Consider the following 24,114-nt stretch of genomic DNA (forward strand, 5'->3'; position numbering starts at 1 on the left):
GGCCGTGGACCGTCCGGGAGGGCCGTTACGCGGGAACGATGTTCACGAGCTTGGGCGCCCGCACGATGACCTTGCGGATGCCCGCGCCGCCCAGTGCCGCCACGACCGCCGGGTCCGCCAGGGCGACCTTCTCCAGCTCCTCGTCCGAGATGGCCGGGGAGACCTCCAGACGGGCCTTGACCTTGCCCTTGATCTGGACGACGCAGGTCACGGCCTCGTCGACCAGGTACGCGGGGTCGGCCACGGGGAAGTCCTCGTGCACGACCGAGCCGGAGTGGCCCAGCTTGCGCCACAGCTCCTCGGCGATGTGCGGGGCCAGCGGCGCGATCAGCAGCACCATCCGCTCGGCGACGGAGCGCGGGACCTCCGGCAGCTTGGTCACGAAGTTGTTCAGCTCGGTGACCTTGGCGATGGCGGTGTTGAACCGCAGGTTCGCCATGTCCTGGCCGGCGCCGTCGATAGCCTTGTGCAGGGCGCGCAGCGTCGCCTCGTCGGGCTCGGCGTCGACGACGGTGACCTCGCCGGTGTTCTCGTCCACCACGTTGCGCCACAGGCGCTGGAGCAGCCGGTACTGGCCGACGACGGCGCGGGTGTCCCAGGGGCGCGAGACGTCCAGGGGGCCCATGGCCATCTCGTACAGGCGCAGGGTGTCGGCGCCGTACTCGGCGCAGATCTCGTCCGGCGTGACGGCGTTCTTCAGGGACTTGCCCATCTTGCCCAGGACCCGGCTGACCGGCTCGCCCTGGTGGAAGAACTTCCCGTCGCGCTCCTCGACCTCGGTGGCCGGCACGGCGATGCCCCGGCTGTCGCGGTAGACGAACGCCTGGATCATGCCCTGGTTGTAGAGCTTGTGGAACGGCTCGTCGGAGGTGATGTGGCCCAGGTCGAAGAGGACCTTGGACCAGAAGCGGGCGTACAGCAGGTGCAGCACGGCGTGCTCGGCACCGCCGACATACAGGTCGACGCCGCCGTGCGGCTGGCCCTCGCGCGGGCCCATCCAGTACCGCTCGGCGTCGGCGGAGACCAGCTGCTCGCCGTTGTGCGGGTCCAGGTAGCGCAGCTCGTACCAGCAGGAACCGGCCCAGTTGGGCATGGTGTTGGTCTCACGGCGGTAGCGCTTGACGCCGTCGCCGAGGTCCAGTTCCACGTTGACCCAGTCCGCGTTGCGGGACAGGGGGGGCTCGGGGGAGGTGTCGGCGTCGTCCGGCTCGAAGGTGCGGGGCGAGTAGTCCTCGACCTCGGGCAGCTCCAGCGGCAGCATCGACTCGGGCAGCGGGTGGGCGACGCCGTCCTCGTCGTAGACGATCGGGAAGGGCTCGCCCCAGTAGCGCTGGCGGCTGAACAGCCAGTCGCGCAGCCGGAAGTTGATGGTGCCCTCGCCGATGCCGCGCTCGGTCAGGTGGGCGATGACGGTGCGCTTGGCCTCGTCGACGTCCATGCCGTTGAGGTCGATGTCGGCGTTGGCGGAGTTGATCGCCGGGCCCTGGCCGCCGTAGGCCTCGCCCTCCCAGCCCTCGGGGGGCTGGACCGTGCGGACGACGGGCAGCTCGAAGACGGTCGCGAACTCCCAGTCGCGCTCGTCCTGGCCGGGGACGGCCATGATGGCGCCGGTGCCGTAGCCCATCAGGACGTAGTCGGCGACGAAGACGGGGATCCGCTCGCCGGTCAGCGGGTTGAGCGCGTAGGCACCGGTGAAGACACCGGTCTTGTCCTTGCCCTCGGTCTGGCGCTCCACGTCGGTCTTCGACTGCGCCTGCTTGCGGTAGGCGGCGATGGCGTCGGCCGGGGTGCGGGCGCCGCCGGTCCACGCGTCCTTGGTGCCCTGCGGCCACTCGGCGGGAACGATGGTGTCGACCAGCCCGTGTTCGGGGGCCAGCACCATGTAGGTGGCACCGAAGAGGGTGTCGGGGCGAGTGGTGAAGACGGTGATCTTCTCGTCGCGGCCGGCGACCTGGAAGGCGACGCGGGCGCCCTCGCTGCGGCCGATCCAGTTGCGCTGCTGGAGCTTGATGGCCTCGGGCCAGTCCAGGGCGTCCAGGTCGTCGATCAGACGGTCCGCGTAGGCGGTGATCCGCATGTTCCACTGGCGCAGCTTGGACTTGAAGACGGGGAAGTTGCCGCGCTCGGAGCGGCCGTCGGCGGTGACCTCCTCGTTGGCCAGGACGGTGCCCAGCCCGGGGCACCAGTTGACGGGCGCGTCGGAGGCGTACGCCAGGCGGTACTCGCCCAGGACGTCGGCGCGCTCGGCCCCGCTCAGCTCGCCCCAGGTGCGGCCGCCGTCGAGGGCGCGCTCCCCGCTCTCGAACTGCGCGACCAGCTCACTGATCGGCCGGGCCTTGTTCGCGTCCGGGTCGTACCAGGAGTCGAAGATCTGCAGGAAGATCCACTGGGTCCACTTGTAGTAGTCCGGGTCGATCGTCGCGAAGGACCGGCGCTTGTCGTGGCCCAGGCCCAGCCGGCGCAGCTGTGCCTTCATGTTGCCGATGTTGGCCTCGGTGGAGACCCGGGGGTGCGTGCCGGTCTGCACGGCGTACTGCTCGGCGGGCAGGCCGAAGGCGTCGAAGCCGAGGGTGTGCAGGACGTTGTGGCCCGTCATGCGGTGGTAGCGCGCGTAGACGTCGGTGGCGATGTAGCCCAGCGGGTGGCCGACGTGCAGGCCCGCACCCGAGGGGTACGGGAACATGTCCATGATGAACTTCTTGGGCCGGGCGACGGTCCCGGCGTCGCCCGCCAGCGCACCGGTGGGGTTGGGTGCCTCGTAGGTGCCCTCGGCGTCCCAGAAGTCCTGCCAGCGTGCCTCGATGTCAGCGGCCAGCGCGGCCGTGTAGCGGTGCGGGGCAGCCGGCTCGGCGGCGGAAGTGGTCTCGCTCATCGTCCTCAAAGCTCCATCGATCGTCGTCTCTGCACGCGGTCCGGGAAATGAAAAAGCCCCTCGCACAGGAGGGGACGCCGCGCCGATGCCGACCGGACTGTCACCGGTCGGCTTGGATCAGCGCGGCCCGCTAAGCAGAAGGCGTACGGCACGCATGGGGCCAGGTTACCGCAGCGGCCGAAGGGCCCGCACGCCGTTGCCCGGGGGCTTCCGGGCGTGGCGCCACCGCCGCGCCCCGCGCGGACGGGGTCCGCGCGCCCGGCTTCCGGCGGCGGGCCGGGAAACGCCGAACGGGCCGTCCGATGCGGACGACCCGTTCGTTCACTGTGGAGCTAAGGAGAATTGAACTCCTGACCTCCTGCATGCCATGCAGGCGCTCTACCAACTGAGCTATAGCCCCTTGTTCTGTTTTCCCGCCCGGTTCTCCCGGCGACATCGACTACATTACACGGACCTACCCGCCATCTGCCAAATCGATGGCCCGTCAGCGCTTGAAACGAGCCCGCGCGGGGTAGCGTCGTCCGCCTGATGGCGATTTGTCCGAAACGGCGGGCAGGCCCGGGAGCTCGGACCCCGGAGCCTCGGACCTGGCGGAGCCTCAGGCCCTGGCGAAGGAGTAGAAGCGCTTCAGCGCGCAGTGCTCGTCGAGCAGCCGGCCGTAGATCGGCTCGCCCTCGAGTTCACGGTAGGTCTCGATCGGGTCGCCTTTTATGATCAGCGCCCGCGCGCACTCCACACACCAGTACTGGTACGCGGAGTTGAGGGGTTCCATGTCGCGGACGATCGGCGTTCCACTGCCGCACCAGTCGCATTTCCGGCTGTGTGCACCCATCGGTCAGCTCCCACTGTGGCGGCGGGCCGTGCGGAGAACAACATCGCAGCTGTGAACGCGCCCGTGAACGCGTCCCCGCGCCTCGTGCCCGATGTGGGGAGCCGCGCCGCGAGGGATCCAGGCCCCCTTGAGGACGCACAGCGACATGACGCTTTCCCTCCCCTTCGGCCCCGTCCGCACCCGGCCGTCCGATTCTGCCATGGGAAGGTGCCGCAACAGCAAACAATCCCGCCTCCCTCTGAGAGGGAGACGGGATCGTCCGGATTGTGGAGCTAAGGAGAATTGAACTCCTGACCTCCTGCATGCCATGCAGGCGCTCTACCAACTGAGCTATAGCCCCGCTGTTCTCAGGTCTTCCGGCGTTTCCCCCGGCGTTTCCCGCGAACAAGATGAACTTTAGCCTGCGACCTGCCCAGATGTGAAATCCGGTCCCGGCAGGCCGCCGGCGTCGGTCCTGCGGGCCCGCTCAGACGTCGTCGCCCAGCACCGGCTCGGGGAGCGTGCCGGCGTTGTGCTCCAGCAGACGCCAGCCGCGCGCGCCCTCGCCCAGCACGGACCAGCAGCAGTTGGTGAGGCCGCCGAGCGACTCCCAGGTCCCCGGCTCCAGGCCGAGCAGCCGTCCGATGGTGGTGCGGATGGTGCCGCCGTGGCTGACCACGACGAGCGTGCCGCCGTCCGGCAGCTTCTCGGCCGCGTCGAGCACGACCGGGGCGGCCCGGTCGGCGACCTCGGTCTCCAGCTCGCCGCCACCGCGCCGCACGGGCTCGCCGCGCTTCCACGCCGCGTACTGCTCGCCGTAGGCCGCGATGATCTCGTCGTGCGTCAAGCCCTGCCAGGCGCCCGCGTACGTCTCCCGCAGCCCGGCGTCGGAGGCGACCTCCAGACCCGTGACGGCCGCCAGCTCGGCGGCCGTCGCCGCGGCGCGGCGCAGGTCCGAGGCGACGATGGCGTCCGGCCGCAGCGCGGCCAGCAGCCGGGCGGCCCGGCGCGCCTGGGCGACACCGGTGTCCGTCAGCTCGATGTCCATGGAGCCCTGGAAGCGGCGCTCCAGATTCCAGGCGGTCTGCCCGTGCCGCCACAGGACGATGCGGCGGCCCCGGTCGGTCCGGGCGGGTGCCGTGGTGCCGGTGTCCGCGCCGTTCAGCTCAGCTCACCGTCCAGGTCGGCCGCGGCGGCCTGGCTCTCGGCGTGCTCGGCGGCCTTGCCCCGGGTGGCGACGGCGTCGGCCGGCAGCTCGATCTCGGGGCAGTCCTTCCACAGCCGCTCCAGGGCGTAGAAGACGCGCTCCTCGCTGTGCTGGACGTGGACGACGATGTCGACGTAGTCGAGCAGCACCCAGCGGGCGTCGCGGTCGCCCTCACGGCGGACCGGCTTGGCGCCGAGTTCCTTGTTGAGGTGCTCCTCGATCTCGTCGACGATCGACTTGACCTGGCGGTCGTTGGGGGCGGAGGCGAGCAGGAAGGCGTCGGTGATCGACAGCACGTCGCTGACGTCGTACGCGATGATGTCGTGCGCGAGCTTGTCGGCGGCCGCCTGGGCGGCGGCCTTGATCAGCTCGATGGAGCGGTCCGTGGCGGTCACAAGCCATGCTTTCGATAAAGAGGGTCAGTACCTCTCAAGGGTCTCACGACCCGCCAAGCGCTTTCCGGGCCGTTTCCGCCGGGCCCGGGGCCCGGCGGCGAAACGGCCCGGAACAGCGGCTCAGCCCTTGTAGTCCTTGCCCAGGGTGACGGTGATGTCCGCGTTGGGCGCGCCCACCGCCTTCTTCACCGCGCCGGCCGGCAGGCCCAGCGTCTTGGCGACCTCCTTGGCCTCGGCCGCCCGCTTGTCGTCCGCGTACGTCACCGTCGAGGCGGCGGCCACGGCCGCGGCCGTTCCGGCGTCGACGTGGGTGTAACCGCTGTTGACCAGCGTGACCTGGGCGGACTGGGTGGCGGCCTTGCCTCCGGTGGCGTTCTTCACGCTCACTCGGGGCGTCGCGTCCGGGTCGGTGTTGCGCACGGTGCCGCCGAGGACGTCCTTGACCACGCTCCCGGCCGCCTGCGCGCCGAGCGTCCCGTCCTTCTGCACGGGCAGCACGGCGGTGTCGTACGAGCCGTTCTTGGCCAGCGCCGCGAGCTGGGCCAGCGAGGCGCCGAGTTCCTTGACCGGCAGGGAGGGGTCGGGGATCTGGGCGAGCGATTCGACCGTCGTGGTGGCGGGGCCGGGGTCGCTGGGCATCTTTTTCAGCACGGCCCGCATGACCTGGCCGAACCGGGCCAGCTGCTTGTCCGGGGCTTCCCCGGGCGCCCGGTGGGTGGCGTAGCCGACGGCCATCTGGCCGCTCAGGTCCTGCCCCTTCCCCTGCCGGACGAGCGGGCGGTCGCCGGACTTCGCGCCGGGGACGGTGACGTCCGTGTCGACGACGATGCCGCCGACCAGGTCGACGAGGTTCTCCAGATACGGGGTGTCCAGCCGCCAGCTGCCCTTGATGTCGGCGCCGAGCAGGGCGTTCAGCGCGTCCCGGGTGGCGCCGGTGCCCTCGTCCTGGACGGACTTGCCGAGCGTCGTGGAGCCGCCGCCCTCCTTGGAGACGGCCAGCGCGTTCGGCAGCAGGACCGTGGTGCCCTTCTTGGTGGTCTCGTTGTCGACGAGCAGGGCGGTGGAGCTGAGCCCGCCCTTCGTCTGCCGCAGGTGCACCACGATCACGTCGCGCTTCTGTCCGCCGCCGCTCGCGGTCGTGCCCTTCTTCGCGTCGGAGCCGCCGAGCAGGAGGTAGCCGATCCCGCCGCCGAGGGCCAGGACGAGCACGACGACGAGGGCGACGACGCGGTTGCGCCCCTTGCGCTTGCGCTCGTCGCGGCGCTCGGTGCGGCTCTCGCTGAACTTCAGCCAGTCGATGACGTCCTCGGAGTCCTCGTCCGGCTCCTCGATGAAGGAGAACTGCTCGGTGCGGTAGTCCGGCGCCGGGGCTTCGGCGGCGTCCGGGGCCCGTCGCGGCTCCGGCATCGGCACCGGCTCGGGTGCCTGCTCCGGCGCCCGGTGCCCCGGCTCCTCGTGGGTGGGGGCAGCCGCCTGCCGGGGGATCCACTCCTGCTGGCGGGTCTGCGGCTGTGCGGCGGGGTACCCGTCATAACCCTGCGGCCCGGTTGCACCGTACGGGTCATGGCCGTAGCCCTGCTGCTGTCCCTGTGGTCCCGCCGCGCCGGTGCCGTAGCCGCCGTCCTGCCCGTACTGCTGCCCGCCGTCGTACCCGTACTGCTGCTGCGGCAGCGGCTGCCCGTGCTGGTCGTACACGCGCTCCGGGGCGTTCGGCTGGTACACCGGCTGTCCGTATGCGTCGTAGCCGTACAGCCGCGGCTGCTGTGCGTACGGGTCGTGCGCGTACGGGTCCTGTCGGTCGTTCACCAGTGCCCCTCAGTGCCCTGTAGATCCGGAGGTCGGTCCGGTGGCCCCGGAGTCGATCCGGTTCAGCCGCTGTGCCGGTAGAGCTTGCGCTTGTCGATGTAGCGCACCACACCGTCGGGCACCAGGTACCAGACCGGCTCGCCCTCCGCCACCCGGGCGCGGCAATCGGAGGAGGAGATCGCGAGCGCGGGCACCTCGACGAAGGACACCCGGTCCTCGGGCAGCCCCGGGTTGGCGAGTATGTGGCCGGGCCGGGTGACGCCGATGAAGTGGGCGAGGGAGAACAGCTCGTCCGTGTCCCGCCAGGTCAGGATCTGCGCCAGCGCGTCGGCGCCGGTGATGAAGAACAGGTCCGCGTCGTCGTTGAGGGCGCGCAGGTCGCGCAGCGTGTCGGTGGTGTACGTCGGACCACCGCGGTCGATGTCGATCCGGCTGACCGAGAACTGCGGGTTGGACGCGGTGGCGATGACCGTCATCAGATAGCGGTCCTCGGCCGGTGACACCGCCTTGTGGCTCTTCTGCCACGGCTGCCCGGTCGGTACGAAGACCACCTCGTCCAGGTGGAACTGCGAAGCCACCTCGCTGGCGGCGACCAGGTGGCCGTGGTGGACCGGGTCGAAGGTCCCGCCCATCACGCCGAGCCGCCGCTTCACGGGCCCTGTCTGCTCTCCCATGCGTGCAGACCCTACTGGGCGCGGCTCGGCGCCGAGCCCGCAGGGACCGGTGGGGTCAGCGGTCGCGGTTGAAGCGGGTGGTGATCCAGAGCAGGAGCAGCAGGATGACCAGGGCGGCGCCGCCGGTCATGTACGGGCTGAGGCTCTCGTGGGTGTCGACGTGCTCGCCCTCGGAGGCGAGGGTGGCGACGGCGGCGTGGGCGGTGATGAGGTTCATCGTCGGCAGGACCTATCCGGGATGGGATCCGGGGATCGGGGATCGGGTGGAGACTTCTGCCACATCGTATGCGGGGGCCGTTCGCAACCCCACGCCGACTCCGGCGCGTCAGTCCTTGTTGCCGTATCCGCGCAGCAGGAACCAGGCGAGGAGGGCGATGCCCACCACGGCGACGATGAGGACCGTGCGCAGCATCGTGCCCGGTCCGGTGTCGCTCCTGGACACGGCGAGCAGCTCGGTGAACCCGGGTTGTGCGGCGAAACCATTGATATAGGGCATGTCCCCACGGTAGCCATGCCGGTGCCACCGCCTAGGGTGGGGTCCGGCAAGCCGGGGGACGAGCCATGATCAGCCCATTGAGGGGGTCTCGATGAGTGACAACAGCTCCGACCACGACGCCGACGGCACGCCCGGGGACGGGAAGCGGCCGCCGGGCAACGGGCGCAGGCGGTTCCCGGACATCTCCTCGCGGGCGTACGAGCACCCGGCGGACCGTTCGGCCCTGGTGGCCCTGCGCAAGCTGAGCGGCTTCGACACCGTCTTCAAGGCGCTCAGCGGGCTGCTGCCGGAGCGGAGTCTGCGGCTGCTGTTCCTGTCCGACTCGGTGCGGGTGAGCGACCGGCAGTTCCCGCACCTGCACGCGATACTGCTGGACGCCTGCTACATCCTGGACCTGCCCAAGGTCCCGCCGATGTACGTCACCCAGGACCCGCAGCCGAACGCCATGTGCATCGGCCTGGACGAGCCGATCATCGTGGTGACCACCGGCCTCGTCGAGCTGCTGGACGAGGAGGAGATGCGGGCGGTCGTGGGCCACGAGGTGGGGCACGCGCTGTCCGGACACGCGGTCTACCGGACGATATTGCTCTTCCTGACCAACTTCGCCCTCAAGGTCGCCTGGATCCCGCTGGGCAACATCGCGGTGATGGCGCTCGTGACGGCGCTGCGCGAGTGGTTCCGCAAGTCGGAGCTGTCGGCGGACCGGGCGGGTCTGCTGGTGGGGCAGGACCTGCGGGCCTCCATGCGCGGTCTGATGAAGATCGCGGGTGGTAACCATCTGCACGAGATGAACGTGGACGCGTTCCTCGCGCAGGCCGAGGAGTACGAGGCGGGCGGCGATCTGCGCGATTCCGTGCTCAAGATCCTCAATGTGCTGCCGCGTACCCATCCCTTCACGACCGTGCGTGCCGCCGAGCTGAAGAAGTGGGCCGAGAGCCGCGACCACCAGCGCGTCATGGACGGCCACTATCCGCGCCGCGCGGAGGACAAGGACACCTCGGTGTCCGACTCCTTCCGGGAGTCGGCGAACCACTACGCCGAGTCGGTGCGCTCCAGCAAGGACCCGCTGATGGGTCTCGTGCGGGATCTCGCGGGCGGAGCGTCTGGCCTGGGCGGCCGGCTGCGGGACGCGTTTGGCGGTGGCCCTGGGCCCTCCCCCAAGGACGGCCCCGGGGGCCCCGGGAAGGGCCCGGAGGACCCCGACGAGCCGCGGCCCTAGCCGGGCCCGGCGTCCCCTTCGGCTGCGGCCGTCGTTGCCGCCTGCGGCGGCGAGCGCCCTGCGGGCGCGTCCTCAATCGCCGGACGGGCTCAAATTGAGCCCGTCCGGCGATTGAGGACACAGCACAGCAGCCCGTCCGGCGATTGAGGACACCACCGGGCAGCGGGGTGCCGCGCACCCCGGCTCAGGGCCAGGTCAGGTCGCCGGCAGGCTCGGTTGGGCGCTGGGGGCCATGACGCCGCAGAGCGCGGCCGATTCGCGGCCCGTGGCGTACGGGTCGGTGTCGGCCGGGCGGCCGGTGCCGGCCGACTGGCCGGCGAGCAGCGGGCGCAGATAGCTCGCGTCGTCGGCCGAGCAGGACTGGGGGCCGGCCTGGACGTGGCTCTGCAGGACCTCCACGTGATGGCTCTGGAGATCGTCCCGGTCGAAGCGGAAGCGCATCTGCCGTCGCACGGTGAACAGCGACACCTGGTCCTCGCCCCGCCCCGGCTCCCCCGCGTGCTGCCCGGTGCCGGACCGCACGGCGTGCACGGCGTAGACGAAGGTGTGGTCGGCGGCGACCTCCAGCGTGCCGGGCGTCGTCTCGGTGAGGGAGAACGTGCCCTGGGTCCGTACGGGGACGTCGGCGAGCGCGGTTTGCGTCGGGTCGAAGCGCACCAGCCAGCCCGTGGCGGCATGCCTGCCGTCGTCGACGGGCTGGGTGAAAGTGCGGTCGAACTGGTCGAGTTGGGACGGATCGAGCAGCAGCCGGATGCCACGGTGGGCGCCGCCGGTGAGCGCGGCGCGGTCGAGCGCCGACTTCAGCGTGTACTCCTTGGCGGTGGCGAGGGCGGTCATCACCAGGCTCTCGGAGAAGTGCTGGGTGCGCCGGGCGGACGGCAGATTGATCCCTTCCTCGCCGTCGCGGAACTGTGCCGCGGGGCTGTGGTCGAGCAGCTCCCGCGCCGAGGTCCCGCCCGGCACCCGGTCGCGTGGCGCGAGGGGCACGAGCGTGGTGCGCAGCGCCTCGGCCGCCGGCGGCCTGGGCTCCTCGTAGGGGTGCCGCAGGCCCATGTACACGGCGGTGCCGAAGGCCATGGCGATCAGCAGTATCAGGACGAGGACCTGCCGGGAGGCGCCGATGCGCGCCCAGACGTGCCGGCTGCGGACGGGGTGGGCGTGGTCGGCCATCCGCTCCCGGGCCGAGTACTCCTGGAGCCGGGCAGCGCGCACGAAGGACTCGTCGAAGACGACCGAGCGGTACTCGTCGTCCCCGCTGCCCGGAACGCCCTCGGGCGGCCCCTCGGGTGGGTCTCGCGGCCCGTCCATACTCCAAGAGTAGGTCTGCGGGGGCTTCGGTAAACGCCCTGGTACACGACAAGTTCCACGGATCGTGCGGATCGCCGGGCAGCGGCACCCCATGCCTTGGCCCATGCTTCGGCGACCGGTCACCACTCGACCGGCGGTCACGGTGGGTGACCGGTCGGTGGGATCAGCCGCGGCCCGGTGCGGCGGAGGCCACCGGGGGCTCGGAATCGGCGGACACGGAGGGCAACGGGCCGGGGCGCCCGGCCGCCGGAGCGTCCACGCCGGTGGTCGCCGGGGGCGGCGCCGGGTCGCCCCGGTCACCGGCGGAGGCGCCGCGGTAGACGGCGGCGAAGGCCAGGGCGACCACGCCGATGCCCATCAGCACGGCGAGCAGCCAGGCCACCGGGCGGTGCCAGCGGGCATGGCCGCGGTAGGGGCGCCGGGCCGTGCCGTAGCGCCCGTACGGGCCGTAGGCGTCGTCGGGGTCGAGGTCGTGGACGAGCCCGTGCCACTCCCCCGGCCGGGCCGAGGGCTGGCCGGTCACGGGGCGGCCGTCGGGGCCGTACCCGTCGTGACCGTCGTAGCCCTCGTACCCGTCGAAACCCTCGAAGACGTCGTCACGCGGGTCGTCGTCGGCGGGGCCGCCGCCCGCCCGGGCCCGGGCGGCGTCGGCCTCGGCACGCGCCCGTTCGGCGGCGAGCATCCGCTCGGCCGCGGAGGGTTCGTGGATCACGGCGGACCGCACGAACTCCTCGTCGAAGACCACGGAGGCGAACTCTTCGTCCGCGCCTCCGTGGCGGTGGCTGTCGGGCTCCTCGCCGTCCGGGAACGGCCTGCCCCCCACATCGTCCGGCACCCGTCCAGATTAGCCCCGAACCGCTCAATCCGCGCAGCCGCTACGGGAATTCAGGAGGCGACGGGTCCGGCACCACCGCGCACATGGCCGTCACCCGTGACGATGTACTTGGTCGACGTCAGCTCCGGCAGGCCCATCGGGCCCCGGGCGTGCAGCTTCTGCGTGGAGATGCCGATCTCCGCGCCGAAACCGAACTGGCTGCCGTCCGTGAAGCGGGTCGAGGCGTTGACCGCGACCGTGGTGGAGTCCACCAGCTGGGTGAACCGGCGGGCGGCGGCCTGCGAGGTGGTGACGATCGCCTCGGTGTGGCCGGAGGACCACAGCCGGATGTGGCGGACGGCCATGTCGAGGGAGTCCACGACGGCGGCGGCGATGTCGTACGAGAGGTACTCGGTCTCCCAGTCCTCCACGGTCGCGGGCACGACCGTCGCGGGCCCGCCCTCCGCCAGCGCCTGGAAGCGCTCGTCGGCGTGCACGGTCACGCCCGCCTCCGCCAGGGCCGCCAGGGCCCGCGGCACGAACCGCTCCGCGATGTCCTGGTGGACGAGCAGGGTCTCGGCGGCGTTGCAGACGCTGGGGCGCTGGGCCTTGGAGTTGACGAGGATGTCCACGGCCATGTCGAGATCGGCCTCGGCGTCGACGTAGACGTGGCAGTTGCCCGTGCCGGTCTCGATCACCGGAACCGTGGACTCCTGGACGACCGTGCGGATCAGGGAGGCGCCGCCGCGGGGGATCAGCACGTCGACCATGCCCCGCGCGCGCATCAGCTCCCGGACGGACTCCCGGCTCTCGCCCGGCACCAGCTGCACGGCGTCGGCGGGCAGCCCGGCACCGCCGACGGCGTCGCGCAGGACCCGCACCAGGGCGGTGTTGGAGGCGTACGCGGAGGACGAGCCGCGCAGCAGGACGGCGTTGCCGGACTTCAGGCAGAGCGCCGCGGCGTCCACGGTCACGTTCGGCCGGGCCTCGTAGATGATCCCGACGACACCGAGCGGCACCCGCACCTGGCGCAGGTCGATGCCGTTGGGGAGGGTGGAGCCGCGGACGACCTCGCCGACCGGGTCGGGCAGGGCCACCACGTCCCGGACGTCCTTGGCGATGGCCCGCACCCGCTCGGGGGTGAGGGTCAGCCGGTCGATGACGGTCTCGCTGGTGCCGGCGGCGCGGGCCTTCTCGACGTCCTCGGCGTTGGCCTCGACGATCTCCCGGGTCCGGACCTCCAGCGCGTCGGCGATGGCCAGCAGCGCCTCGTCCTTCACCGAGCGCGGCAGTGGCGCCAGGTCGGCGGCGGCGGCGCGGGCGCGGTAGGCGGCCCGCAGCACCGGGGACTGCGGCATCGGGTCGGCGAGGGGGGAGGGGAAGACACTGCTGCTCATGGCGGGCAGCCTAGTCGCGCGGGGCGCGGTCACCACCCCGTATTCCACAGTGCGGACGCCGTGGCCGGCGGCTGGTCGGCTCTCGGCCTCGGCCGTGTCGGTGCGCACCACCGCTGCGCGGCGGTGTGTCCTCAATCGCCGGACGGGCTCGATTTCGAGCCCGTCCGGCGATTGAGGACAAGGCACAGCGAGCCCGTCCGGCGATTGAAACGCGCCCGCAGGGCGCCCGCCGCCGCAGGCGGCTCAGGCGGGCCGCAGCCTGGAACGCGGCCTAGAACGGGTGGACACCCACCGGCGTCGCCGGCAGCGGGCCATACCCCTCCGCGATGCGCTGGTGATAGGTCTCGCGGTCGATGACCTCCAGGCCGACGATCTCCCACGGAGGCAGCCGCGCCGTCGAGCGGTGTTCGCCCCACAGCCGCAGTGCCACCGCCGCCGCGTCGTGCAGATCACGCGCCTCTTCCCAGTAGCGGATCTCGGCGTGGTCGTTGGCGTAGCGGCTGGTCAGCAGGAAGGGGTGGTCGTGGGCGAGCTGTTCCAGTGCCCGCCGCACCTCTCCCAGCGGTGCCTCGGCCCCCGAGACGCTGAGGGTGACGTGCCACAGCCGGGAACCCTCGTCGCGGTCCCGCACGGTCCCGCCCGCCCCGTCCGGCCCCGTGGGCCCCGTCGTCCCGTCCGCCGCGTCACCCGTCCCGACGCTGGTCAGCGTGCGCTCCGCCGTCCCCCGGGGCAGCGCCCCGGGACGCCCTCGTCTCACCACCGACGGCCTCCTGTTGATCGCTGCTCCGCGCACGTGCGGCGGAGCGGTGTGGTGCCGGTTCCCGCTCCGGGTCCCGCCGTGCTGGTCCGGCCGCGGTCACGTGACGCGCACCGTGCCCGGTGGTGCGGACCACGTGCCGCCCGCGGGCACCGCCCGTCCGCGACGGCCCCTTGCTCAAAGTTGACCAGCCGACGGGCGGCCGTGTGGCGGTTTTACGGAAGGTCTCCATGGAAAGGCTGGACTTACCTCACCCTCTCGCCCGGGGATGACGGTCGTCAGGGGCGCAGCACGACCAGGTCATCGCGGTGGACGACCTCACGCTCGTACGCGGGTCCGAGGTCCCGGGCCAGGTCACGGGTGGAACGGCCGAGCAGCCGGGGGATCTCCCGGGCGTCGAAGTTGACCAGCCCCCGGGCGACGGCCCGCCCCGAGGAGTCCCGCAGCTCGACCGGATCACCCGCGGTGAATTCACCCTCGACGGACGCGATGCCCGCCGGGAGCAGCGACGCCCGCCCGTCGACGACGGCCCGCACGGCGCCGTCGTCCAGCGTCAGCGACCCGCGCGGGGTCGAGGCGTGGGCGAGCCACAGCAGCCGGTCGGCGGAGCGGCGGCCGGTGCGGTGGAAGAGCGTGCCGACCGGGCGGCCGCCGAGGGCGTCGGCGGCCCGGCTGGCGGAGGTGAGGACGACCGGGATGCCGGCGGCGGCCGCGATCCGGGCGGCCTCGACCTTGGTGACCATGCCGCCGGTGCCCACGCCCGCCTTGCCCGCGCTGCCGACGGAGACGCCGTCGAGGTCCTTCTCGCCGGTGACCTCGGCGATCCGCGTGGTGCCCGGGATGCTGGGGTCGCCGTCGTAGAGGGCGTCGACGTCGGAGAGCAGGACCAGCAGGTCGGCCCGGACGAGATGGGCCACGAGGGCGGCGAGGCGGTCGTTGTCGCCGAAGCGGATCTCGTCCGTGGCGACGGTGTCGTTCTCGTTGACGACCGGGACCGCGCCCATGGCGAGCAGCTGGTCGAGCGTCCGGTAGGCGTTGCGGTAGTGCGCGCGGCGGCTGGTGTCGTCGGTGGTCAGCAGCACCTGGCCGACGCGGCGGCCGTAGCGGGCGAAGGAGGCGGTGTAGCGGGCGACCAGCAGGCCCTGCCCGACGCTGGCGGCCGCCTGCTGGCGGGCGAGGTCGCGGGGGCGCCGCTCCAGGCCGAGGGGGGCGAGCCCGGCGGCGATGGCGCCGGAGGAGACCAGCACGATCTCCTTCTCCCCGCCCGCCTTGGCGAGGGTGTCGACCAGTGCGTCGACCCGGTCGGCGTCCAGCCCCCCGCCCGCGGTGGTGAGTGAGGAGGATCCCACCTTGACCACGATCCTGCGGGCGTCCAGGACCTCCCGCCGGAGCCCGCCCGCGGCCTCCGGGCCGACCGCCCGGCCGGTCTCTTGCCCTGTCCCTGCCCCTGTCACGTACGTACACCCCTGTGATCGCCGCTGCTGTGCCTGCTTCCGGCCCGCAAATCTACCGCCTGAGGATTGTGGTCGTTCGGCCCTGTTTTGCGATGATTGCCGTCGAGGAAGATTGCTCCTGGCCCAGCCGCCGTCATACGGTCGGTAGCCGACCGTTGTCCATCGCGGTCTCCCTCACCCCCTAGCCCTCCTGCCAGGAGCCCGCCCAGTGCCTTCTGCCGGATCCGCCTCCCGCCGAGTCGTACAGCTCGCGGCGCTGCTCGCGATGCTGGCGTTCTTCGCCGCCCAGCTCGTGGGCGCGCTGCTGCCCAACGTGCCGCTCTTCGTCACCGCCTCGGCGGCGGGCCTCGCGCTCGACCTCTATCTGCAGCACCGGGACCCCGGTCTGCTCTCCCTGCTCGGCAAGGTCCGCTTCGACGTCACCGTGCGTCAGCTGCTGCGCGACATGCTGATCATGGTCGGGCTGCTGCGCGTGCACGGCGACGGCCCGCTGCACGAGTACACCCCGCTGTTCGTCGGACTGCTGCTCTTCTACGGCGCTCACTTCGGCTGCCAGGCCGTCGCGATCCTCGTGCGCCGCAGCCGCACCCTGCCGTTCCTGACCCGGAACGTCGACACCTCCGGCCTGCGCCTGTCGGCCGCGCCGCCGCGTCTGCTGGCCCGCCAGCAGGGCCGCCGGCTGCTGCGCTTCGCCGCCCCCGCCACGGCGGGCACGCTGCTCACCGCGGCCACCGAGAAGGCCCTGTGGGGCGAGATCGGCGTCGGCGTCGCCTTCGCGCTGTCCCTCGGCGGCGCCCTGTACCTGGCCACGTGGCTGCGCCCGAAGAAGCGCATCGCGAACGAGCAGCAGGCCCTGGAGTGGCTGGACACCTGGCTGGCCGGCTACAAGCCGACCGTCGGCATGTACTTCTCCGGCGGCACCAGCTCGGCCTACCAGGCCAACATGTGGCTCTCCACCCTCGCCGAGCTGGACGGCAACCCCGTCATCGTGCTCCGCGAGCGCTTCATGGTGCAGAAGATCGACGCCACCGACGTGCCGATCATCTGTATCCCCAAGGTCGTGCATCTGATGGCCCTGGAGAAGTCCTCGCTCAAGCTGCTGCTGCACCCGGCGAACTCCGGCAAGACCTCGCAGGTCCTGCGCATGCCGTCGATCAAGCACGCCTTCACCAACCACGGCGAGAGCGACAAGCTCTCCAGCTGCAACCCGTACTCCAAGGCGTACGACGAGATCTGGGTCGCCGGCCCCGCCGCCCGCGAGCGCTACCAGCTCGCCGACATCGGCGTGGACGACCGTGACGTCGTCGAGGTCGGCCGTCCGCAGCTCGCGCCGATCCAGCCGTACACCGCGCCGCGCGGCAAGGCCGCCGCCGAGGGCTTCACCACCGTGCTGTACGCCCCGACCTGGGAAGGCTGGGACGGCCAGCCCGGCAACACCTCGGTGATGCTGGCCGGCGAGAACATCGTCCGCGAGCTGCTCGCCGACCCCAAGGTCCGACTGCTGTACAAGCCGCACCCGATGACGGGCTCGGTCGATCTGCGCGCGGGCCGCGCCAACGAGCGCATCCAGGCCATGATCCGCGAGGCCAACGCCCGTCGCGAAGGCCCGCGCCCCGGCCCCGAGGCCGCCGCCGAGCTGGCACGCCGCACGGCCGAGCTGGAGCGGCTCACCACGAGCACCTTCCGTCCCAGCGCGGACGAGGTGGAGCGCATGCTCCTCCAGGGCACCCCGGAGAGGGGCCGCGCGGCGACCGTGGCGGACGCCACCGCCGCCTGGGAGGCCGCGTACTGGGACTCGCTGCCGGTCTGGGAACACCAGATCATCACGGCCGCCCGGCCCGCCCTCTACACCTGCTTCAACCAGGCCGACCTGCTGATCAGCGATGTCTCCAGCGTGGTCTCGGACTACCTGATCAGCGAGAAGCCGTACGCGGTGGCCAACACCAGCGGCATGACCGAGGAGGAGTTCCGCGCGGGCTTCCCGACGGTCGGCGCGGCCACGATCCTCGGCCCCGGTGCGGAAGGCGTCCCGGCGCTCCTCGCGGCCGTCCGCGCCCCCGGCCGGGACGCCCTCGCGGCGGCCCGTGCGGAGCTGAAGGTCGAGCTGCTCGGCCCGTCCGACCCGCCGTCGCTGGTCCGCTTCAACCAGGCCGCCCTGGCGCTCTGCGCGAAGGCCGACGAGCGCCGCGTCCGGATGGAGGCCCGGATGGCCGCCGAGATCCCGGCACAGCGCGACACGCTCGCCGCCGGGCCGACGGTCGGCGCCGTCTGAGCCGTCCGCTGAGCGCATGGGGAAGGCCCCGGGAGGAATTTCCTCCCGGGGCCTTCTTCATGCGCTATACGGGGCCGTACGGGCCTGTACGAAGGCCCTCAGGCGCCGGGGCAGGCTTATGACAAGCCTGCCCGGCGCCTGGGGGCACCTACGACTCGCGCGGCTGCCCGGACTCCGCCCCGGACGCGGGGCGGCCTCGCAGCCACCCCGCAGCGTCCGCTAGAACGGCTTGAACTTCTCGAACTCCGTGTCCGCCTCGTCCCGCTCCGCGTCGCGGTCGCGGCGGCGCACGGCGGCCGGGCGCGGGGCGTCCAGGCGGTGGTCCTCGCCACGGCGGCCCAGCATCTCCGCACCGGCGGCCATCGACGGCTCCCAGTCGAAGACGACCGCGTTCTCCTCGCTGCCGATCGCGACGCCGTCGCCGGACCGGGCACCGGCCTTGAGCAGGGCGTCCTCGACACCGAGGCGGTTGAGCCGGTCGGCCAGGTAACCGACGGCCTCGTCGTTGTTGAAGTCGGTCTGCTTGACCCAGCGCTCCGGCTTCTCGCCGCGCACGCGGTACAGGCCGTCGTCCCCGAGGGTGACGGTGAAACCGGCGTCGTCCACGGCCTTCGGGCGGATGACGATGCGGGTCGCCTCCTCCTTCGGCTTCGCGGCACGTGCCGCGCCGATGATGCCGGCCAGCGCGAAGGAGAGTTCCTTCAGGCCCGTGCGGGCGACGGCGGACACCTCGAAGACCTGGTAGCCGCGCGCCTCCAGATCCGGGCGGATCATGTCGGCGAGGTCCTGGCCGTCCGGGATGTCGATCTTGTTGAGGACGACGATGCGCGGCCGGTCGTCGAGACCGCCGTACTGCTTGAGCTCGTCCTCGATGACGTCGAGGTCGGTGACCGGGTCGCGGTCGGACTCCAGCGTCGCCGTGTCCAGGACATGCACGAGCACCGAGCAGCGCTCGACGTGCCGCAGGAACTCCAGGCCGAGGCCCTTGCCCTGGCTGGCGCCCGGGATGAGACCGGGGACGTCCGCGATGGTGTAGACGGTCGAGCCGGCCGTCACCACACCCAGGTTCGGGACCAGCGTCGTGAACGGGTAGTCCGCGATCTTCGGCTTGGCGGCGGAGAGCACCGAGATCAGCGAGGACTTGCCCGCGCTCGGGTAGCCGACCAGCGCCACGTCGGCGACGGTCTTCAGCTCCATGACGATGTCACGGGACTCACCGGGCTCGCCGAGCAGCGCGAAGCCGGGAGCCTTGCGGCGGGCCGAGGCCAGCGCGGCGTTGCCGAGGCCGCCGCGGCCGCCCTGGCCGGCGATGAAGGTGGTGCCCTCGCCGACGAGGTCGGCGAGCACGTTCCCCTGCTTGTCCAGGACGACGGTGCCGTCCGGCACCGTCAGGATCAGGTCCTGGCCGTCCTTGCCGGAGCGGTTGTCACCGGCACCGGGCGCGCCGTTGCCGGCCTTGCGGTGCGGGCTGTGGTGATAGTCGAGGAGCGTGGTGACCGACTGGTCGACGACCAGGATCACATCGCCGCCACGGCCGCCATTGCCGCCGTCCGGGCCGCCGAGCGGCTTGAACTTCTCACGGTGAACGGAGGCGCAGCCATGGCCTCCGTTACCCGCGGCGACATGCAGCTCGACGCGGTCCACGAAGGTGGTCATTGCGGTGCCTCCAGATGAATACGGGGATGTCTCTGTTACTAAACACGCCGAGGGCGGGCCGGCTTCCCCGTCACCGGAAAAAGCAGGCCCGCCCTCGGAAAGGTGTTATGTCGTACCGAAAGGCTGATTACTCAGCGATCGGGACGATGTTCACGACCTTGCGACCACGGTGGGTGCCGAACTGCACCGCACCGGCGGCCAGCGCGAACAGGGTGTCGTCGCCACCGCGACCGACGCCCGTGCCCGGGTGGAAGTGGGTACCGCGCTGGCGGACCAGGATCTCACCGGCGTTGACGGCCTGGCCGCCGAAGCGCTTGACGCCGAGCCGCTGAGCGTTGGAGTCGCGACCGTTCCGAGTGGACGATGCGCCCTTCTTGTGTGCCATGTCTCAGTCCCTTACTTCGCAGCCGTGGGGATGCCGGTGACCTTGATCGCCGTGTACTGCTGGCGGTGACCAATGCGCTTGCGGTAGCCGGTCTTGTTCTTGTACTTCAGGATGTCGATCTTGGCACCCTTGTGGTGGTCCACGATCTCGGCCTGGACCTTGATCCCGGCCAGCACCCACGGGTCGCTGGTGACGGACTCGCCGTCGACCACGAGCAGCGTGGAGAGCTCGACAGAGTCGCCCACCTTGCCGTCGGAAATCTTGTCAACCTCGACGATGTCGCCGACAGCAACCTTGTGCTGGCGACCACCGCTACGCACAACTGCGTACACGCGGATCTCACTCTCTCGCTGGTAATCGGGACCTCTGATGCCAGCCGCTCACGCGGGCGTGAAGCCCACGCATATCCGAAAGGACGAGCGGCCTCTCCCGGAATGCACCGGAAGGGATGTGCTCAGGGGTTGGCGTACAGACGCCGAAGGACAAGGTTACGGGGCCCTGTCCGGGGGGTCAAACCGGGCCCCTCGCCGTGGCGGGCCCTTCCGGGACGAGCCCGGGAAGAGCCCGGGAAAAGGCTGTCCGGTGAGGTGACCGGCGGGGGCGGGCCATGGCCGGGGGGCCGGGGCCGGCCCGCTGTGGGCCGGCCCCGTTCCCTCGGTATCAGCGGCTCGCGCGCTCAGTCCTCGGCGGAGGAGGCGGCAGCCGCCGTCTTCTTCGCCGTCCGCTTCGCGGGGGCCTTCTTGGCCGCCGTCTTCGTGGCGGTCTTCTTGGCCGCCGTCGTGGCGGTCTTCTTCGCGGCCGTCTTCTTGGCCGTCGTGGCCTTCTTCGCGGTGGCGGCCTTCTTCGCCGGTGCCTTCTTGGCGGCCGTCTTACGGGCCGTCTTCTTGGCGGGAGCCGCGGTCTCGGCTTCCTCGGCGGCCGGGGCCGCCGTCTCGGCCTGCTCGACCTGCTCGGCCTCGGCCACCGGCTCCTCGCCGACGGGCGCGGGCTCCGGCTCGGCCGTCACCTTCGCGGGCGTCTCCACGACCATCACGGCCGCTTCCTCGGCCGCCTTGGGCGAACCGGCCGGGGACGTCGCCTTGCGGACCGCACGGCGACGCGCACGGACGGGCGCCGCCGGGGCGGGCGCCTGCTCGACGTCCGCCGCGACCTCGGCCCGCGGCTCCGGGGCCGCCTCGACGACGGGCTCCGCGACCGGCTCGGGGGCCTCGGCCGGGGCGGCCGGCGCCACGACGATCTCGGGCTCCGGCTGCTCGGCGGCCTTCGGCGAACCCGCCGGGGCGGACGCCTTACGGGTCGCCCGACGGCGCGTACGACCACCGCGCGACGCCGCGGCCTTCGCCTCGGTCGGGCTGCCGAACCACTCCTCGTCGCCGCCGACCGCCTGCTGGAGCTCCGCCTCGGTCACCGCGACGGGCTCCAGCTCGGGCAGCTCCGCCTCGTGCTCGGCCTCCGCCTCGACGGACGAAACGGCCTCGGCCGGCTCCTCCACCGCGTACTCGTGGACGTGGTCGTGCTCGGGCTGACCGGCACCGGCCTTGCCCTTCTTCTTGCCGCGCTTGCCACCGCCGCCGCCACCGACGGACGTCGGCTGGTCCATGTGGACGATCACACCGCGGCCGTTGCAGTGCACGCACGGCTCGGAGAAGGACTCCAGCAGGCCCTGGCCGACCCGCTTGCGGGTCATCTGGACCAGACCGAGCGAGGTCACCTCGGCGACCTGGTGCTTGGTGCGGTCCCGGCCCAGGCACTCCAGCAGACGCCGCAGCACCAGGTCCCGGTTGGCCTCCAGCACCATGTCGATGAAGTCGATCACCACGATGCCGCCGAGGTCGCGCAGCCGCAGCTGGCGCACGATCTCCTCGGCCGCCTCGAGGTTGTTCTTGGTGACCGTCTCCTCCAGGTTGCCGCCCTGGCCGGTGAACTTCCCGGTGTTGACGTCGACGACGACCATCGCCTCGGTCCGGTCGATCACCAGCGAGCCACCGCTCGGCAGCCAGACCTTGCGGTCCAGCGCCTTCATCAGCTGCTCGTCGATCCGGTACGTGGCGAAGACGTCGACGTCCGACGTCCACTTCTGCAGCCGGTCCGTCAGGTCCGGGGCGACGTGCGCGACATAGCCGTGGATGGTCTCCCAGGCGCTGTCACCACTGACGATGACCTTGGAGAAGTCCTCGTTGAAGATGTCGCGCACGACCCGGACGGTCATGTCCGGCTCGCCGTACAGCAGGGTCGGGGCGTTGCCGCTCTTCGCCTTCTTCTGGATCTCTTCCCACTGCGCCTGCAGCCGCTGCACGTCACGCGCCAGCTCGTCCTCGCTCGCACCCTCCGCGGCGGTACGGACGATGACGCCCGCGTCCTCGGGGACGATCTTCTTGAGGATCTGCTTCAGCCGCGCGCGCTCGGTGTCGGGCAGCTTCCGGCTGATACCGGTCATCGAGCCCTCGGGCACGTAGACCAGGTAGCGGCCGGGCAGCGAGACCTGGCTGGTCAGGCGGGCGCCCTTGTGACCGATCGGGTCCTTGGTGACCTGCACCAGCACGGACTGGCCGGACTTCAGCGCGGACTCGATGCGGCGCGGGCCGTTGCCCATGCCGAGCGCCTCGAAGTTGACCTCACCGGCGTACAGGACGGCGTTGCGGCCCTTGCCGATGTCGACGAACGCGGCCTCCATGGACGGCAGCACGTTCTGGACCTTGCCCAGGTAGACGTTGCCGACGTAGCTGGTGGCCTGCTCCTTGTTGACGTAGTGCTCGACGAGGACGTTGTCCTCCAGCACGCCGATCTGGGTGCGCTCACCGCTCTGGCGCACGACCATGACGCGCTCGACGGCCTCACGGCGGGCCAGGAACTCGGCTTCGGTGATGATCGGCACGCGTCGGCGGCCCTGCTCGCGCCCCTCACGGCGGCGCTGCTTCTTGGCCTCCATCCGGGTCGAGCCCTTGATGGACTGCACCTCGTCGAAGCCGGTGCCCGGCTCGCGCTCCTCCCGCTTGCGGGACTCGCGCGGCTCGCGGACCTTCACGACCGTGCGCTCCGGGTCGTCACCGGTGGCCTCGGCCTCCGCGGCGTCGCCACTGCGGCGACGGCGGCGACGGCGACGGCGGCTGCTGGAAGAGCCGTACGCGTCCTCGTCCTCGGTGTCGTCCTCGGCGGACTCGGGCTCCTGCTCGGCCTCCGGCTCCTCGTCGGCCTCGGCGCGGCGCTCGGTCTCCTCCTGGCCGGCCTCGTCCTCGGCGGACTCACCGCGACGACGACGGCGGCCACCACGGCGACGACGGCGCGAGGGGCGGTCGCCCGACTCCTCGTCGTCCTCGGCCGTTTCCTCGGCCTCCTGGGACTCCTGGACGTCCTGGACCTCGGCCACCGGCTCGGCGGCGGGCACGCGCTCCTCGGCCACGGCCGGCTCGGCTTCGGCGGGCTCACCGCGACGGCGGCGGCGACGGCGGCCTCGGTCGCGGTCGGCGGCGGGACGCTCGGTCTCGACGCGCTCCTCCTCGGGCCGCTCCTCCTCCACCACGGGGGTGGCGGCGGCGGCCGCGGCGGCGGTCTCCGGGGTCTGGAACATGGGCTCGGCGAACACCGGTGCCTGGAACACGGCGGTCGGCGGACGCACGGCACGGCGACGGCCCCGCGCGGGGGCCTCCGGCTCGGCCTCGGCGGCACGGCGACGGCCGCGGCCACCGGTGGCGGCGGGCTCGGCCTGCTCGGCGGCGGGCTCGGCGGCCTCGGCGGCGCGACGGCTCTCGGCCTTCGCGGCCTCCAGGGCCTGGGTGGCGGCCTCGGCGTCACCGGGGGCGACCCGACGGCGGCCACGGGTACGGGCCGGCTTGGCGGGCGCCTCCTCGACGACCGCCTCCACGGCGGTGTCCTCGGCGTCCTCGGTCTCCTCGGCCTCGTCGACAGCGGCCTCGGTCACGACCGGGGCCGCCTCGACGGGCTGCGCCTCCGGCGCGGCGGCGGAGCCGGCCTTACGGGTGGCGCGACGGCGGGCACGGGCGGGCTTCGCGGCCGGGGTCTCCTCGGCGGCAGCCTCGGCGACGGGTTCGGCGGCGGCCACGGCCACCGGCAGGGGCACCTCGGCAGCGGCGGCGGCAGCGGTGACCGGAGCGGCCTCGGCGGTCTGCGGGGCACCCGCCGGGGCGGTGGCCTTGCGGACCGCACGGCGGCGCGTACGGGCCGGCTTGCTGTCCGGGACCTCGGCGGCGGTCTCCGCGGCGGCCGGGGCCTCGGCAGCGGGGGCCGGGGCGGCCTCGGGTGCGGCGGTCTCCGCGGCCTCGGCGGCACGCGGCGCACCGGCCGGAGCCGTCGCCTTGCGGGTCGCGCGGCGGCGGGGACGGGCCGGAGGTGCCGCCTCGGGGGCGGCGGGGGTCTCGGCGACGGGCGCGGCGGCCTCGGCCGGGGCCGTCTCGGTGACCGTCACGGCCTGCTGCGCGGCGGCGGTCTCCGCGACCGGCGGACCGGCCGGGCGGGACGCCGCACGGCGACGGCGTCGCGGCGGCAGCGTGTCGCTGGGACTCGCGTCGGAGTTGTTCCCGGGTGCGCTGGGCGCGTTCTCGGGCTCGGTGGGCTCAATAGCTTCGAGCATGCG

At 72.2% G+C, this 24,114-nt stretch carries 19 protein-coding genes and 2 tRNA genes; 2 read left to right on the forward strand and 19 right to left on the reverse strand.

Annotated elements, in window-relative coordinates; genetic code table 11:
• Nucleotides 1–25: 25 nt before the first annotated feature.
• The 10 genes from leuS to ACZ6MA_RS03375 form a co-directional block, all read right to left on the reverse strand.
• Nucleotides 26–2,872: a leucine--tRNA ligase gene (leuS, locus tag ACZ6MA_RS03330; RefSeq protein ID WP_469430655.1), complete on the reverse strand. Its 2,847-nt coding sequence runs from the start codon at nucleotides 2,870–2,872 to the stop codon at nucleotides 26–28.
• A gap of 327 nt (nucleotides 2,873–3,199) precedes the next feature.
• Nucleotides 3,200–3,272: transfer RNA gene (locus tag ACZ6MA_RS03335), tRNA-Ala, on the reverse strand.
• 198 nt (nucleotides 3,273–3,470) lie between these two features.
• On the reverse strand, nucleotides 3,471–3,704 hold the full coding sequence (locus tag ACZ6MA_RS03340; protein ID WP_130877703.1) for a hypothetical protein: 234 nt from the start codon (nucleotides 3,702–3,704) through the stop codon (nucleotides 3,471–3,473).
• A 267-nt stretch (nucleotides 3,705–3,971) separates the two neighbouring features.
• Nucleotides 3,972–4,044: transfer RNA gene (locus tag ACZ6MA_RS03345), tRNA-Ala, on the reverse strand.
• Nucleotides 4,045–4,170: 126 nt separating this feature from the next.
• A complete protein-coding gene (locus ACZ6MA_RS03350) occupies nucleotides 4,171–4,848 on the reverse strand; it encodes a histidine phosphatase family protein (RefSeq protein WP_469431183.1) in 678 nt (225 codons plus the stop codon).
• Complete coding sequence (gene rsfS / locus ACZ6MA_RS03355) at nucleotides 4,845–5,285, reverse strand: ribosome silencing factor (RefSeq protein WP_130877705.1); 441 nt, start codon at nucleotides 5,283–5,285, stop codon at nucleotides 4,845–4,847. Before rsfS ends, ACZ6MA_RS03350 begins: the two co-directional genes overlap by 4 nt.
• A 120-nt stretch (nucleotides 5,286–5,405) precedes the next feature.
• Nucleotides 5,406–7,091, reverse strand: coding sequence for an LCP family protein (locus ACZ6MA_RS03360; protein ID WP_469430658.1), 1,686 nt, complete (start codon nucleotides 7,089–7,091; stop codon nucleotides 5,406–5,408).
• Between the two features lie 62 nt (nucleotides 7,092–7,153).
• On the reverse strand, nucleotides 7,154–7,765 hold the full coding sequence (gene nadD / locus ACZ6MA_RS03365) for a nicotinate-nucleotide adenylyltransferase (RefSeq protein ID WP_469430660.1): 612 nt from the start codon (nucleotides 7,763–7,765) through the stop codon (nucleotides 7,154–7,156).
• A 55-nt stretch (nucleotides 7,766–7,820) separates the two neighbouring features.
• Entirely contained in the window at nucleotides 7,821–7,982 is a 162-nt protein-coding gene (locus tag ACZ6MA_RS03370) for a hypothetical protein (protein WP_469430662.1), read from the reverse strand.
• 108 nt (nucleotides 7,983–8,090) lie between these two features.
• The gene (locus tag ACZ6MA_RS03375; RefSeq protein WP_469430664.1) at nucleotides 8,091–8,261 is read right to left on the reverse strand and encodes a hypothetical protein; all 171 of its coding nucleotides are present in this window, start codon (nucleotides 8,259–8,261) and stop codon (nucleotides 8,091–8,093) included.
• A gap of 91 nt (nucleotides 8,262–8,352) precedes the next feature.
• Between ACZ6MA_RS03375 and ACZ6MA_RS03380 the strand changes: the two genes are divergently transcribed.
• Nucleotides 8,353–9,480: a M48 family metallopeptidase gene (locus ACZ6MA_RS03380; RefSeq protein WP_469430665.1), complete on the forward strand. Its 1,128-nt coding sequence runs from the start codon at nucleotides 8,353–8,355 to the stop codon at nucleotides 9,478–9,480.
• Between the two features lie 195 nt (nucleotides 9,481–9,675).
• Here ACZ6MA_RS03380 and ACZ6MA_RS03385 read toward each other — a convergent pair whose 3' ends face one another.
• The 5 genes from ACZ6MA_RS03385 to proB all read right to left on the reverse strand — a co-directional run bounded on the left by ACZ6MA_RS03385 (nucleotide 9,676) and on the right by proB (nucleotide 15,114).
• Nucleotides 9,676–10,788: an SCO2583 family membrane protein gene (locus ACZ6MA_RS03385; RefSeq protein WP_469430667.1), complete on the reverse strand. Its 1,113-nt coding sequence runs from the start codon at nucleotides 10,786–10,788 to the stop codon at nucleotides 9,676–9,678.
• A 163-nt stretch (nucleotides 10,789–10,951) separates the two neighbouring features.
• The gene (locus tag ACZ6MA_RS03390) at nucleotides 10,952–11,623 is read right to left on the reverse strand and encodes an SCO2584 family spore wall biosynthesis protein (RefSeq protein ID WP_469430668.1); all 672 of its coding nucleotides are present in this window, start codon (nucleotides 11,621–11,623) and stop codon (nucleotides 10,952–10,954) included.
• Between the two features lie 50 nt (nucleotides 11,624–11,673).
• The gene (locus ACZ6MA_RS03395) at nucleotides 11,674–12,960 is read right to left on the reverse strand and encodes a glutamate-5-semialdehyde dehydrogenase (RefSeq protein WP_469431184.1); all 1,287 of its coding nucleotides are present in this window, start codon (nucleotides 12,958–12,960) and stop codon (nucleotides 11,674–11,676) included.
• A gap of 310 nt (nucleotides 12,961–13,270) precedes the next feature.
• Nucleotides 13,271–13,756 (reverse strand): hypothetical protein, encoded by a 486-nt coding sequence (locus ACZ6MA_RS03400; RefSeq protein WP_469430669.1) that lies wholly within the window; start codon nucleotides 13,754–13,756, stop codon nucleotides 13,271–13,273.
• Nucleotides 13,757–14,034: 278 nt separating this feature from the next.
• On the reverse strand, nucleotides 14,035–15,114 hold the full coding sequence (proB, locus tag ACZ6MA_RS03405; protein ID WP_469431186.1) for a glutamate 5-kinase: 1,080 nt from the start codon (nucleotides 15,112–15,114) through the stop codon (nucleotides 14,035–14,037).
• 304 nt (nucleotides 15,115–15,418) lie between these two features.
• On the opposite strand from proB, the gene ACZ6MA_RS03410 reads away from it, so the two are divergent.
• Complete coding sequence (locus tag ACZ6MA_RS03410; RefSeq protein WP_469430671.1) at nucleotides 15,419–17,482, forward strand: hypothetical protein; 2,064 nt, start codon at nucleotides 15,419–15,421, stop codon at nucleotides 17,480–17,482.
• A gap of 219 nt (nucleotides 17,483–17,701) precedes the next feature.
• Here the strand turns inward: ACZ6MA_RS03410 and obgE are convergent, their stop codons facing one another.
• From obgE to ACZ6MA_RS03430, 4 genes are all read right to left on the reverse strand, one after another.
• Nucleotides 17,702–19,138 (reverse strand): GTPase ObgE, encoded by a 1,437-nt coding sequence (obgE, locus tag ACZ6MA_RS03415; protein WP_469430672.1) that lies wholly within the window; start codon nucleotides 19,136–19,138, stop codon nucleotides 17,702–17,704.
• Nucleotides 19,139–19,265: 127 nt separating this feature from the next.
• The gene (gene rpmA, locus ACZ6MA_RS03420) at nucleotides 19,266–19,523 is read right to left on the reverse strand and encodes a 50S ribosomal protein L27 (protein WP_116211787.1); all 258 of its coding nucleotides are present in this window, start codon (nucleotides 19,521–19,523) and stop codon (nucleotides 19,266–19,268) included.
• An 11-nt stretch (nucleotides 19,524–19,534) separates the two neighbouring features.
• Nucleotides 19,535–19,855, reverse strand: coding sequence for a 50S ribosomal protein L21 (rplU, locus tag ACZ6MA_RS03425; RefSeq protein WP_130877714.1), 321 nt, complete (start codon nucleotides 19,853–19,855; stop codon nucleotides 19,535–19,537).
• Nucleotides 19,856–20,199: 344 nt separating this feature from the next.
• Nucleotides 20,200–24,111 (reverse strand): Rne/Rng family ribonuclease, encoded by a 3,912-nt coding sequence (locus ACZ6MA_RS03430; protein ID WP_469430673.1) that lies wholly within the window; start codon nucleotides 24,109–24,111, stop codon nucleotides 20,200–20,202.
• Nucleotides 24,112–24,114 lie beyond the last annotated feature (3 nt).

It is taken from the genome of Streptomyces sp. NPDC042259, from assembly GCF_055582085.1.